General features: G+C 63.8%; 10 protein-coding genes. 5 read left to right on the top strand and 5 right to left on the bottom strand.

The genetic code is table 11. The features are described from left to right. Positions 1 to 183: 183 nt before the first annotated feature. The 4 genes from urtE to ABIB80_RS02960 all read left to right on the top strand — a co-directional run bounded on the left by urtE (position 184) and on the right by ABIB80_RS02960 (position 3,679). Positions 184 to 873, top strand: coding sequence for an urea ABC transporter ATP-binding subunit UrtE (gene urtE / locus ABIB80_RS02975; RefSeq protein WP_007598073.1), 690 nt, complete (start codon positions 184 to 186; stop codon positions 871 to 873). Positions 874 to 900: 27 nt separating this feature from the next. After that, entirely contained in the window at positions 901 to 2,130 is a 1,230-nt protein-coding gene (gene fmdA, locus ABIB80_RS02970; RefSeq protein ID WP_007598072.1) for a formamidase, read from the top strand. A gap of 90 nt (positions 2,131 to 2,220) precedes the next feature. Further along, entirely contained in the window at positions 2,221 to 2,598 is a 378-nt protein-coding gene (locus tag ABIB80_RS02965; protein ID WP_007598070.1) for an FmdB family zinc ribbon protein, read from the top strand. A 40-nt stretch (positions 2,599 to 2,638) separates the two neighbouring features. Then, the gene (locus ABIB80_RS02960) at positions 2,639 to 3,679 is read left to right on the top strand and encodes an aliphatic amidase (RefSeq protein WP_007598069.1); all 1,041 of its coding nucleotides are present in this window, start codon (positions 2,639 to 2,641) and stop codon (positions 3,677 to 3,679) included. Positions 3,680 to 3,749: 70 nt separating this feature from the next. On the opposite strand, the gene ABIB80_RS02955 is transcribed toward ABIB80_RS02960, so the two are convergent. From ABIB80_RS02955 to ABIB80_RS02935, 5 genes are all read right to left on the bottom strand, one after another. After that, positions 3,750 to 4,580 (bottom strand): MlaD family protein, encoded by an 831-nt coding sequence (locus ABIB80_RS02955; RefSeq protein WP_354127073.1) that lies wholly within the window; start codon positions 4,578 to 4,580, stop codon positions 3,750 to 3,752. Positions 4,581 to 4,725: 145 nt separating this feature from the next. Beyond that, positions 4,726 to 6,945, bottom strand: a complete 2,220-nt coding sequence (locus tag ABIB80_RS02950; RefSeq protein WP_354127072.1) for an acetate--CoA ligase family protein — start codon at positions 6,943 to 6,945, stop codon at positions 4,726 to 4,728. Between the two features lie 162 nt (positions 6,946 to 7,107). Beyond that, positions 7,108 to 8,088 carry a glycosyltransferase family 2 protein gene (locus tag ABIB80_RS02945; protein WP_354127071.1) on the bottom strand — a complete coding sequence of 327 codons (981 nt, stop codon included), beginning with the start codon at positions 8,086 to 8,088 and terminating at the stop codon, positions 7,108 to 7,110. A 152-nt stretch (positions 8,089 to 8,240) separates the two neighbouring features. Continuing rightward, positions 8,241 to 8,810 (bottom strand): class GN sortase, encoded by a 570-nt coding sequence (locus ABIB80_RS02940; protein WP_219679686.1) that lies wholly within the window; start codon positions 8,808 to 8,810, stop codon positions 8,241 to 8,243. A 169-nt stretch (positions 8,811 to 8,979) separates the two neighbouring features. After that, entirely contained in the window at positions 8,980 to 11,241 is a 2,262-nt protein-coding gene (locus tag ABIB80_RS02935) for a marine proteobacterial sortase target protein (protein WP_354127070.1), read from the bottom strand. Positions 11,242 to 11,424: 183 nt separating this feature from the next. Between ABIB80_RS02935 and ABIB80_RS02930 the strand changes: the two genes are divergently transcribed. Next, positions 11,425 to 12,195, top strand: coding sequence for a helix-turn-helix transcriptional regulator (locus ABIB80_RS02930; protein ID WP_007598058.1), 771 nt, complete (start codon positions 11,425 to 11,427; stop codon positions 12,193 to 12,195). Positions 12,196 to 12,230 lie beyond the last annotated feature (35 nt).

The following is a 12,230-nucleotide window of genomic DNA, read 5'->3' as shown; positions in this document are numbered from 1 at the left end:
GATCGCCCAAGCGATCCGGGTGAGGGGTATCTCTCCGCAGCTCAAACTGCCTCTCGCCTTCGCGGACGCAGACCCCTCATCCATCGCGGACTTCGCCCGCGCCACCTTCTCCCACAAGGGAGAAGGGAGAAAGTTCACGGCAGAGCGGCCTCACCAGAATTCATGCTGATTTAGGGAGCGATCATGCTGGCAATTTCCGATCTTCACGTCGCCTATGGCCAGAGCGAGGTGCTGCACGGGCTCAACGTCAAGGTCGCGCCCAACGAGATCGTGGCGATCATGGGCCGCAACGGCATGGGCAAGACCACGCTCATGAAATCGCTGATGGGCATCCTGCCGGCGAAGAGCGGCTCGGTGACCATGGACGGCGCCGAGCTCGGTGCCTTGCCGAGCTACGCGCGCGTCGCCAAGGGCCTCGCCTATGTGCCGCAGGGCCGCATGATCTTCTCAACCATGACGGTGAAGGAGAACATCGAGACCGGTCTCGTGGTCTCCGGCGGAACCGAGGTGCCCGGCGACATCTACGAACTGTTCCCGGTGCTGCTGGAAATGAAGGACCGCCGTGGCGGCAATCTCTCCGGCGGCCAGCAGCAACAACTCGCGATCGCTCGCGCGCTGGCGACCAAGCCAAAAGTGCTGCTGCTGGACGAGCCGACCGAAGGCATCCAGCCGTCGATCATCAAGGAGATGGCGCGCACGCTCAAGCGCATCCGCGACGAGAAGGGGCTTTCGATCGTCGTGTCCGAGCAGGTCCTGAGCTTCGCGCTCGATATCGCCGACCGTGTGCTGGTGATCGAGAACGGCGAGATCGTCCGCGACGATCCGCGCGACGCCGTCGATGCCGCGCAGGTCTCGAAATATCTGTCCGTCTAACCAACCGTGTAAAAGGGGAGCCTCTCGATGCCAGAGACACTGATCAAGGTCGATCTCACCAAGTCGGCCTATGAAAATGACATGGTGCATAACCGCTGGCACCCAGACATTCCGATCGTGGCCTGGGTCAATCCGGGCGACGACTTCATCATCGAGACCTATGACTGGACCGGCGGCTTCATCAAGAACAACGATTCCGCCGACGACGTGCGCGACATCGATCTGTCGATCGTGCACTTCCTCTCCGGCCCGATCGGCGTCAAGGGCGCCGAGCCCGGCGACCTCCTCGTCGTCGACCTGCTCGACGTCGGTCCGATGAAGGAGAGCATGTGGGGCTTCAACGGCTTCTTCTCCAAGCAGAACGGCGGCGGCTTCCTCACCGATCATTTCCCGCTGGCGCAGAAGTCGATCTGGGACATCAAGGGCCTCTACACCTCGTCGCGGCATATTCCGGGCGTCAACTTCGCCGGCCTGATCCATCCCGGCCTGATCGGCTGTCTGCCCGATCCGAAGATGCTGGACACCTGGAACAAGCGCGAGGCCGAGCTGATAGCGACCAATCCGACTCGTGTGCCCGGCCTTGCCAATCCACCGTTCGCGCCGACCGCTCATGGCGGCCGCGCCAAGGGCGAGGTCAAGGACAAGATCGGCGCGGAAGGCGCGCGCACCGTGCCGCCGCGCGAGCATGGCGGCAATTGCGACATCAAGGATCTCTCGCGCGGCTCGAAGATCTACTTCCCGGTCTATGTGCCCGGCGCCGGTCTCTCGATGGGCGATCTGCACTTCAGCCAGGGCGACGGCGAGATCACCTTCTGCGGTGCGATCGAGATGGCCGGCTGGCTGCATCTGAAGGTCGAGGTGATCAAGGACGGCATGGCGAAGTACGGTGTCAAGAATCCGATCTTCAAGCCGTCGCCGATCACGCCGAACTACAAGGACTATCTGATCTTCGAAGGCATCTCGGTTGACGAAGCCGGCAAGCAGCACTATCTCGACGTCACCATCGCCTATCGCCAGGCCTGCCTGAATGCGATCGAGTACCTGAAGAAGTTCGGCTACTCCGGCGCCCAGGCCTATTCGATCCTTGGCACCGCACCGGTTCAGGGCCACATCTCTGGCGTGGTCGACGTGCCCAATGCCTGCGCCACATTATGGCTGCCGACGGAAATTTTCGACTTCGACGTGATGCCGTCCTCGGCGGGTCCGATCAAGCACATCAAGGGCGATATCCAGATGCCGATATCGCCGGACAAGTAATCCCTGCGCGACGGGATGCGGGACGGCGTAGCTGTCGCCCCGCATCCTTCGCCGGAACTCTCTCACAGACAACAGCGTAGGGATGATGCGATGCCGGTCTATGAATATCTCTGTGACGATTGCGGTCCGTTCAAGGATCTGCGCCCGATGGCCGAATGCGACGATCCGCAGGTTTGTCCGCAATGTGAAATCATGGCGCCGCGCGTCATCCTGACCGCCCCGAACTTCTTCTGCATGCCGTCGGAGACGCGCAAGGCTCACGCCGTCAATGAGCGCAGCACGCACGCGCCGCAGACGCTGGCGCAATACAAGGCCTCGCATGGCCCCGGCTGCGGCTGCTGCTCGACGGGAAGAAACTCCTCGGACATGAACTCATCGGACAAGAAAAAGCCGGCGCGGCTGGTGACCAAGACCAGGAGCGGCGCGAAGGGTTTCCCGACCGCGCGGCCCTGGATGATCAGTCACTGATTCATGCGGCAATCTCAAACAGAGTAGAGGAGCAATTCAAATGCTTCACGGTGACATCTCCAGCAGCAACGACACCGTCGGCGTCGCGGTGGTCAACTACAAGATGCCGCGCCTGCACACCAAGGCCGAGGTGCTCGACAACGCCCGCAAGATCGCCGACATGGTGGTGGGCATGAAGACCGGCCTTCCCGGCATGGACCTGGTGATTTTCCCGGAATACTCCACCCAGGGCATCATGTACGACTCCAAGGAGATGTATGAGACCGCTTGCGCGGTCCCCGGTGAAGAGACCGCGATTTTTGCGGAGGCTTGCCGCAAGGCCAAGGTCTGGGGCGTGTTCTCGCTCACGGGCGAACGCCACGAGGAGCATCCGAACAAGGCGCCCTACAACACCCTGATCCTGATGAACGACAAGGGCGAGATCGTGCAGAAGTACCGCAAGATCATGCCGTGGGTGCCAATCGAGGGCTGGTATCCCGGCAACTGCACCTATGTCTCCGACGGCCCGAAGGGGATGAAGGTCAGCCTGATCATCTGCGACGACGGCAACTTCCCGGAGATCTGGCGAGACTGCGCCATGAAGGGGGCCGAATTGATTGTACGCTGCCAGGGCTACATGTATCCGGCCAAGGAGCAGCAGATCCTGATTTCGAAGGCCATGGCGTGGGCCAACAACGTCTATGTCGCGGTCGCCAACGCCGCCGGCTTCGACGGGGTCTATTCCTACTTCGGTCACTCCGCGATCATCGGCTTCGACGGCCGCACCCTCGGCGAGTGCGGCGAGGAAGACTACGGCATTCAATATGCCCAGTTGTCGAAGCATCTGATCCGCGATGCGCGCCGCAACGGCCAATCGCAGAACCATCTCTACAAGCTCGTCCATCGCGGCTACACCGGCATGATCAATTCCGGCGAAAGCCCGCGCGGCGTAGCGGCCTGTCCCTATGATTTCTACAGGAACTGGATCGCGGATCCCGAAGGCACAAGGGACATGGTCGAAGCGATGACGCGCGCGACGCCCGGGACCGCCGAATGCCCGATCGACGGCATCCCGAATGAAGCGGGACCGAGCAACTACTGAGCCATGGCTGCATCAACCACACGGTCCTACGCCGACAAGGGCGGCGTCATGCACTCCGCGTGATGAGGGTCTACCGTTTCTGCTGCGCCGGCTTGCGTGGCGGTCGCGGAGCGGCGGCCGGCGTGGATGTCCCGCTCATCTTGTTGGCGGCCTCGCTGACGTCGAGCAGCGATCGGCGGATGTCTTCGAGGAAGTTCGCCGATTTCTTTCTCATGGTGTCGGCGAGCTCGTGCAATCCCTGGATCTTTTCGAACAGCTCGTCGGCCTTGCCGTCGGCAAAGCCGGGCACTACGCCTTCGATCTTTGTGACCGCCTTGTCGAAGCCCGCGAAGGCGCTGTCGACCTTGGCCATGACGGAATCGATTTCGCCGCCCTTGCTCCTGAGATCGGCGGTGTAGTTCTCGAACGTGCGCAGGCCCTCCTTGATCGCCGGGGCGTTGCTGACGATCGTGCGGTCGACACTGTGCAGGGTGTCGACGATTGATTCGGCGTCGCTGAGATCGGCGGTCAGCACGGGGACGCCGTCCGAATCCAGCGGCACTGGCGGTGCGGAGGGCGCGCCGCCGATCAGCGAGACCGCGGCGACGCCGGTAAGACCGAGGAACTCGATGCCCGCGACGGTGTCCTTGCGGATCGGCGCGGAGTTGTCGAGCATCACCAGGGCCACGACCTTGCGCGGATTGTCCAGCTTGATCGACAGGATCTGGCCTGCGGGGACGCCGTCGAAATTGACCGGCCCGCCGCGGCGCAATCCGCTCGCCGAGCCGCCCTCGAACACGACGCGCAACTGGCTGCGGCTCTGGAGGGTGCGCCATTTCTGCACGCCGAGCACGCCGCCGAACGCCACGGCGATCACCGCCAGCGTCGCCGTTCCGATCACCAGATTGCTCGCGCGTGCCATGCAGGGTGATTTTACGGCCAAACGAGGGAAGTTGGAAGGAGCTGCAATGGTACGTAGGGCGGGTTAGCGAAGCGTAACCCGCCAACGCCTCGTGCGGCCGTGGAGCGATTTGGCGGATTACGCTGCGTTAATCCGCCCTACGGTCTCAATGCCCGGCGGCGCGCTTGGCCGCAGCATTGTTCAGCACGATCAGGGCATCGACGGCGACGCCGGTCCCGGCATTGATCAGGAACGGATTGACGTCGATCGAGGCGATCCGGTCGCCGGCATCCGCGATCAGGTTGGAGAGGCCGACCAGCGCCTTCACTGCGGAGGTCTCGTGCAAAGCCGGCTTGCCGCGATAGCCGCGCATCTTGATACCGGCTTTGGTGCGGCCGATCAGGAGCCGGGCCTCAGCCTCGTCCAGCGGCGCGCCGGCGAGCGCGACGTCCTTCATCAGCTCGATGTCGATGCCGCCGGTGCCGAACAGCACGACCGGACCCATCTCGGCATCGAGGGAGGCGCCGACCACGAGCTCCAGATCGGCCTTGACCTGTTGCGCGATCAGGATGCCGTCGAGCTTCGGCTTGCCCTTCAGCCTGCTCACCCGCGCGGTGATGTCGGCGAACGCCTTCTTCACTTCGGCCGGGTTGGTAAGATTCAGCACCACGCCGCCGATATCTGATTTGTGCAGGATCTCGGCGCTGACGACTTTTGCCACGACCGGGAAACCGATCTGCTTGGCGATCTTCACGGCCTCGGCTGCCGTCTGCGCGATTGCCTCCTTCGAGATCGGGATGCCATAGGCCTTCAGCAGCTTCTTCGAGGCGACCTCGTCGAGCGCGGCGCCCGTTGCCGATTTCAGCGCCTTCTCAAGCACGGCACGCGCGGCCGGCTTCGAGCTCGAGACGATATCGGGCACTTCCTTGCGCAGCTTGGCGTAGTCGAGCAGCGACTTGATCGCAGTCACCGCGCGGTCCATGCCCTGCATCACCGCAAGATGCGGCAGCGACTTGCGCAAGGTCTTGGTGAACTCGGTGAAGCCGATCGACATCGCGCTGATATAGATCACCGGCTTGCCGGCCCGGCTCGCCATCTCGTCGACGATGCGCAGATTGCGCTCGCGCAGCTCGTGCGGGGCTTTCGGCAGCTCGGCATCGATGATGACGATGTCGATTTCGGGGTCGTCGATCATCAGCCCGATCGATTTCAGGTAGACGGAGGGATCGACCACCGCGGCGAAGCCAGCGTCGAGCGGGTTGCCGACGATCGAGCCCGGCCCGAGCATCTTTGCCAGCTCCGAGCGGACATGCGAGCTGAGTGGTGCAAAATTCAGGCCTTCTGCATCGAAGGCGTCGATCAGCATGCCGCGCTTGCCGCCGGATAGCGTCACTGCGGCGAGCCGGTCCCCCCTGGGCACAGCGGCATGGACGAAGCATTCGGTGGTCTCGATCAACTCGTCGAGCCCGCCGACCCTGATGACCCCTTCGCGCGTTGCAATGGCGTCGAATGTCTCGATCGAGCCCGCGAGCGCGCCGGTGTGTGCCATCGCCGCCGCGCGACCACCCTCGGAGGCCCCGAGCTTGAGCGCGATCACCGGTTTGCTCGCGGCGCGCGCCGCCTTGCAGGCGTCCCGGAATGCCTTGGTGTTGCGTACGCCTTCGAGGTAGACCACGATCACCTTGATGCTCGGATCCTCGGCGAAATAGCGCATCAGGTCCGGCGTCTCGAGCCCGGCCTCGTTGCCGGTCGTCACCATGTAGCCGACCCCGGCACCGCGATCTTCCAAAGCTTGGCGGATCGCCATGACGATGGCGCCGGATTGCCCGGCAATCGCCACCGCGCCCTGTTCCATGGTGACGATACGGTCGTCGATATTGGTGAAGAGTTTTTCGCCCGCGCTCAAATTGCCGAGGCAGTTCGGGCCGGTGACCGCCAATCCCGTCTCGCGCACGGCCGCTTGCAGTTCGGCGGCGAGCTTCTGGCTTTCCTCATCCTGCAACTCGCTGAAGCCCGAAGTGACGATGGTGGCCGAGCGCGCGCCGGCCGCGGCGGCGTCGCGGATCACTTGCACGGCAAAGCGCGCCGGCACCAGCACCAGCACGTGGTCGGGTTTTTCCGGGAGGCTTGCAAAGTCCTTGTAGCAGGGGACACCCCAGATGGCGTCGCGTTTGGCATTGACCGGATAGAGCCCGCCCTCGTAGCCGTATTTGACCAAATTGTTCCAGATGCGCTCGGCGTAGTTGCCGGGCTTGTCGGTCGCGCCCACCAGCACGATGTTGCGCGGATGCAGCATGGCGTGGATGCCCTTGACGATGTCGCTGGCATCGGGCGCCGGAGACCATGGGCGCGACGAAGCTGAGGCGGCAGATACGCGAGCTTCCATGGTGTGACCTCACCTGTTGTTCTTGTTGGTGGTGCGTCACTCTGTTCTATGGCGAGTTCTTCGGACTGGCAACCACGTGGGCAGGTATGCCGTGCGGTGGAATGGGCGCGCGTCAAGCCCTGGTGGTGATCGACATCTTCGGATCTCTGCTCGCGCCGTGGTTCAGTATCTCAGCATGCCGAGTTTGTAGGCGTAGTGATAGGCCAACTGCTTCGCCAGATAAGGAGCGATGGCGCGCCGGATCTGCATCTGTGTCGGTTCGAAGCCGAGAACGCGTCGCCGCAGGACGCCCATCTCCCTGACGCCGACCGCATAGGTGGATGCCGTCTTTTGTGCGTCATGGATTCGGAAGCAGGCGAGAAATCGCGGCAAGCGTGCGAATTTGAATCCTGCGGCTTGCGCTCGAAGGATGAAGTCCCAGTCCATCGCGTAGTGTAAACTCTCGTCGATCGGCCCGATCCTGTCCCACACGCGCTTGCGCCAGAACATCGTCTCTTGCGGAATGTAGTCGGCATATCGCAACGCCTTGCCGTCGTGGGGCGGCAGCACGGCGCGGCCGACCTCGAGTCCCTCGCGATCGATGAAGACGCGATGGCCGTAGACGACGTCGACATGCGGATGTGCGATGAAGTAATTTGCGACATAGGCAAGCGTCCCGGGCAGCAGCATGTCGTCGCTGTTGAGATAGGCCATGATCTCGCTCTCGATGCCGGCGAAGCCGAGATTGATGGCGCTGGATTGCCCCTTGTCCGGCTCGCTCCTCCAGCGCAGGCTATCGCCGCGCCCCTTCAGGAGATCGAGCGTGCCGTCGATCGAGGCGCCGTCCTGCACGTGATAATACAGGTCCGGATAGTTCTGGCTGACGATGCTGTCGATCGTGGCGTCGAGATATTGCGCATGGTTGTAGCTCGGCGTGACCATCGCGATTCGGGGCGCGCCCGGATGGATCGCAGGTGCTGGCGGGAAAGCCGTCAGGTTGAGCAGGCGCGGCGGATATTGCTCGAAGGTCCACATCGGCGGGCGGCGCCAGAGGCTCCGAAGCGAGGAGCGTCTTCGCCCGGCGGCGATAAGATCCTGGTTCCTCTCCAGGAGCGCGACGCGGTTCTCGAGCTGTTCGAGACGCTGCCTGAACTCCTCATCCATCCCCGTTCTTCTCGCAAATTGCAGCGAAAATGCTCAATGGGCCATTCTGATAGGTCTCGCGTCGACGGCGCCGGTTCACGGGTTCCATCATGCGGGATTGTCCCTACAGGCCGGGCGGATTCAAGAGGGGGGTGCGGATCGATTGCGAACCGCTATTCATCGGTTCCGATCAGGGTGGCATGCAGGATGTAGCGCTCGGGGCCGGACACGACGGCGTCGAACGGCCAGCAGGTCGCGAGCACGAGTTCGGCAGCCCGTATCGCAGGATCGATGCCCGAGGCATCGAAGCGAACCACAGCGGAGGAATCCGCGCGAAAACGAAAGTGCTTGCCATCACTGCGTGTGACATCGATCAGGTCACCAATGGCGACATTCCGCAGGAAGCGGAAATGAGTGTCGCGGTGCGCTGCATATACGGCGACACCCCGCTCGCCCGCGTCAGCCGTTTGGCGGATATGGCCGGGACCGAAGGCGAGCGCCTGGCCGCTCGCGCCTTCCAGCACGATCGCGCTGGCGCCGATCCGCCTCACCTCGATCCGCGCGACCGGCCATGTGTCGGCCCATGACCATGGCCTGACCACTTCGCCGGTCGCAACGCTCTTGTCGAACGCGCGCTCCAGCAGCACCTGCGCGAGCCACGCCTTCGCATGGATGTAGGCGCCGTCGCCGAACAGGATGATGCCGATCAAGGCAAGAACCAAGGGAGAGATGAAGCGGGGCATTGTTTCCACACTCGTCATTGCGAGCGAAGCGAAGCAATCCAGAATCTTTTCGCGGAGGCAGCCTGGATTGCTTCGCTGCGCTCGCAATGACAACAAAAAGGCGCGCGCGGCCGTTGGTGTGGGACGGGCAGCCGCGCGCGCTAACAGAGGAGTTCGGGGAGCTCCTCTCTCAAGCGGCGTCAGTGAGCAAGGACTGACGCCGGTTGAACACGAACAGGATCATGGCGAGCAGGATCAGGATCACGCCTGCGGTCATCTTCAACTCGGCCGAGGTCGCGGTCTTGGGCAGGCGGATCGTATCGGTTGCCGCCGGCGTCGGCCGCCTCGTGGCCGACTGGCTGCGCGCATCGGCGTGACGCTCGCGGAGTTGCGCCGGGACCTGCTGGCGTTCGCCAAAGACCTTCGCGAAATCCCAGCCGGCCGGCAGGTTGATCGGCAATTCGCTGAGCTTGAGCGGCTCACCCTCGGGACGGCTCGGCGTCTTGTCGACCGCGACGAGGCTGGTGAGTCGGGTGACGATCTGATGGTCGAGCGCCAGTGCCAGGATCGCCTTGTCGGAATCTTCGGGCGTCATCTCGCGCAGGGTGCGCGCCACTTCGGCATCGTCGATCTTGCGCTTGGCCCAAAGCTTCGACAAGCCTTTGCCTTCGGCCGCATTTTGCAGCGGCAGCGTCACCGACCATGGGCGGTCGCCGACGCGGCCCTTGATCTCGACCGAGCCCGCGAGCGTGTCGAGCTTTGCGGCCAGCACCAGCGGCTCGTCGCGATAGAGGTCGGGAATGATCGCCGGTGTGACGTCGGCCTTGGCTTCGGAGAACTTTGCGCTCAGGCCGGTCACGGCCGGGTTCTCGAGCTTGGCAAACAGGCCGCGCATGCGCTCCTCGATCTGCTCGACCGAGCCGATATGGGTGAAGGCACCGCGGCCGAGCTCGGCGGCGCGCGTCATCAGATAGGTGTTGGGCGCCGACCCGATACCGACCATGAACACGCGCGAGCGGCCGCGCATCGCCGTGATCGTTTCGAACAATTGCTGCTCGTTGCCGATCGCACCATCTGTCAGGAATACGACCTGGCGAACCATGCCGGCGTCGCCGAGCTTGTCGGTCAGCGCGGCCCGCATCGCCGGCACCATCTCGGTGCCGCCACGCGCCTGCAGCGCGCTGACGAACGAGGTGGCTTCACCGACACGCTCGGCATCCGCCGCCATTGAGGCCGGAAACAGCACGTCCATGGTGTCGTCGAAACGGATGACATTGAAACGGTCGGTCGGCTGGAGACGGGAGAGCGCGTAGGTGAGGCTCGCCTTGGCCTGAACGATCGACGTGCCGCCCATCGAGCCGGAATTGTCGATCACGAATATCACCTCGCGCGGCCGTGGCTTCTGCGTCGCCTGCTCGGCGGCGGGCGGGGTGACGAAGGCGAGCAGATAATCGGTGTCGCCGACGCGCTCGCGGAATAAACCAACCGACGGCGCCTTCGCGGCGGCCGGCTTCCAGGTCAGTTCGAAATCGCGGTCGGCAGGCACGGCACCGTCGGCAAGCGTGACGATTCGCGTCGTATTGTCCGGGCTCTCGACCTTGACGTTGTGGTGGGGGCTCTTGACCTCGCCGAGCGCAAAGCCGGCGTTCAGGCGTATCGTGATGCTGGTCGGGTTGACCGGTGGATTCCTGGCGGGATCCAGCACGGGCGGCGAGATGCGGTCGCGGTCCGGCACCGGGTCCGAATTCGTCGCGCCCCAGCCGGAGCCATCGTTGCGGAAATCGACGCTCTGGACGATCGGCGCCGGATTGTAGCGCGGTCCGACCACCAGCGGCAGGCGCAGCGAATATTCGTTGCCGGATTGATGCACCGGTTCCTGATATTCGATCTGCACCAGCACGGTTTCTCCGGGACCGATATTGGCGACCGAGTTCGTGAAGATATTCGGCCGCTCCTGTTCGGTGAGCGCGGCCTTCTGGCCGGCCCGGCGCGCCTCTTCGTAGATCACGCGCGCCTGCTGCCGCTCCTTGATGTCGCCGACGATGACGCGATTGCCGACCACCATCTTCAGCGAATCGACGGCACCGCCGGCGGGGAGCGGATAGACATAGGTCGCCTCGGCCCAGTCCTTGGTCGGATTGCGGAAGATCTGGGTGACGCGGGCGCGCAATGTCGGGCCCGACACCGTGATGTCGACGTCGATGCCGAGGCGGATCGCTTCCGTGTAGGCGCGATCCTCCTTCAGAAGCAGGGTGCCGGACTTGGCGTCGCCGGGCTGAAGCAGGCTGGCCTGCTCCGTCGTCGCCGACCAGCCCGGCTCCAAGCTCACCAGCAGCGCCACGAAGGCGACCAGCATCACCGCGATGCCCTGCGCCAGAAGGAACAGTCCGACCACGATGAGTCTGCCCAGCCAAGGGTGTTCGTTGCTGTCCGTCGTGTCGTAGGTATCCATTTGGCCTGCTCCCGAGGATGTTTGCTGGCTCTGAGCATCGGCCAGGACGGCGCGGTTTCGCGAGCAGAATGATCGGCAATGTTCCGCCACGGCCGGCCCCGCCGGCCGCCTCCGAGATGGCCAAGTGCGGTTTTGTGCTGGTTTGTCCGCCCTGCTAGGATGCTGTCCTGGAGCAGGGCCACGATGCAGACGCAGGACAAATTCACCGACAAGCAGCTTTCGGACGAGCAGAGCCGCGAGATTGCGGAGACCATCCGTGAGGAGCTCGCCAGGCGCCGGATCTCCCGGCAGGCGCTGGCCGAGCAGGCCAAGCTCAGCCTGTCGACGCTGGAGAAGGTGCTCGGTGGCCGACGGCCGTTCACACTGGCGACCACAGTGCGGCTGGAGCAGGCGCTGGGCGTCTCCCTGCGCAGAAGCGCCGCCGTGGTGACGCCTCCGGCCGCAAACGATGTCGCGCCCGACAGCCTCGGCTCCTATGCGCATCGCGCGGTGACCTGGCTCGAGGACGTCTACATCACGTTGCGACCGTCGTTCGGCGACAAGGACGCGATCTTCGCCTACCGCACCGAGATCGTCTGGGAGCCGAAGGTCTCTTCACTGGTGTTCCGCGAGGGGGAGCGGACCGATGCCGCCTATGAACACACCGGCGAGGTCGCCGTGCCGCATCAGTCCGGCTTCATCTATCTCGTCATCATCAAGCATGGCCAGCATCGCGTAATCACCGTGTCGCGGCCGACGGTCGCCGGCGAAATGTACGGGATCATCTCGACGCTCCGCGCCGGCCCCGGCTCGCAGCTGACGCCGATCGCAGCGCCGATCGCCTATGTGCCGCTTCGAAACTTCGCGAAGCCCTCGCTGGGTCGGGTCGCGCCCGGCGATGCCAACCATGAACTGTACCAAAAGCACCTGCGCCGAACGGTGGAAGAATCGTTCGCGCTGTTTCTGTCGGTATAGTCCGCAGGAAATTATCCGGAATGACGCGGCATGCG

Origin of the sequence: Bradyrhizobium sp. i1.15.2, from assembly GCF_040548425.1 — a bacterium.
Lineage (GTDB): Bacteria > Pseudomonadota > Alphaproteobacteria > Rhizobiales > Xanthobacteraceae > Bradyrhizobium > Bradyrhizobium canariense.
The sequence above is the reverse complement of the archived record's forward strand: the minus strand, read 5'-3'. Positions and strand labels throughout refer to the sequence as shown.

Coding starts and splice junctions, on each gene's coding strand:
- urtE (WP_007598073.1), top strand. CDS start 184: ATGCTGGCAATTTCCGATCTTCACGTCGCCTATGGCCAGAGCGAGGTG.
- fmdA (WP_007598072.1), top strand. CDS start 901: ATGCCAGAGACACTGATCAAGGTCGATCTCACCAAGTCGGCCTATGAA.
- ABIB80_RS02965 (WP_007598070.1), top strand. CDS start 2,221: ATGCCGGTCTATGAATATCTCTGTGACGATTGCGGTCCGTTCAAGGAT.
- ABIB80_RS02960 (WP_007598069.1), top strand. CDS start 2,639: ATGCTTCACGGTGACATCTCCAGCAGCAACGACACCGTCGGCGTCGCG.
- ABIB80_RS02955 (WP_354127073.1), bottom strand. CDS start 4,580: ATGGCACGCGCGAGCAATCTGGTGATCGGAACGGCGACGCTGGCGGTG.
- ABIB80_RS02950 (WP_354127072.1), bottom strand. CDS start 6,945: ATGGAAGCTCGCGTATCTGCCGCCTCAGCTTCGTCGCGCCCATGGTCT.
- ABIB80_RS02945 (WP_354127071.1), bottom strand. CDS start 8,088: ATGGATGAGGAGTTCAGGCAGCGTCTCGAACAGCTCGAGAACCGCGTC.
- ABIB80_RS02940 (WP_219679686.1), bottom strand. CDS start 8,810: ATGCCCCGCTTCATCTCTCCCTTGGTTCTTGCCTTGATCGGCATCATC.
- ABIB80_RS02935 (WP_354127070.1), bottom strand. CDS start 11,241: ATGGATACCTACGACACGACGGACAGCAACGAACACCCTTGGCTGGGC.
- ABIB80_RS02930 (WP_007598058.1), top strand. CDS start 11,425: ATGCAGACGCAGGACAAATTCACCGACAAGCAGCTTTCGGACGAGCAG.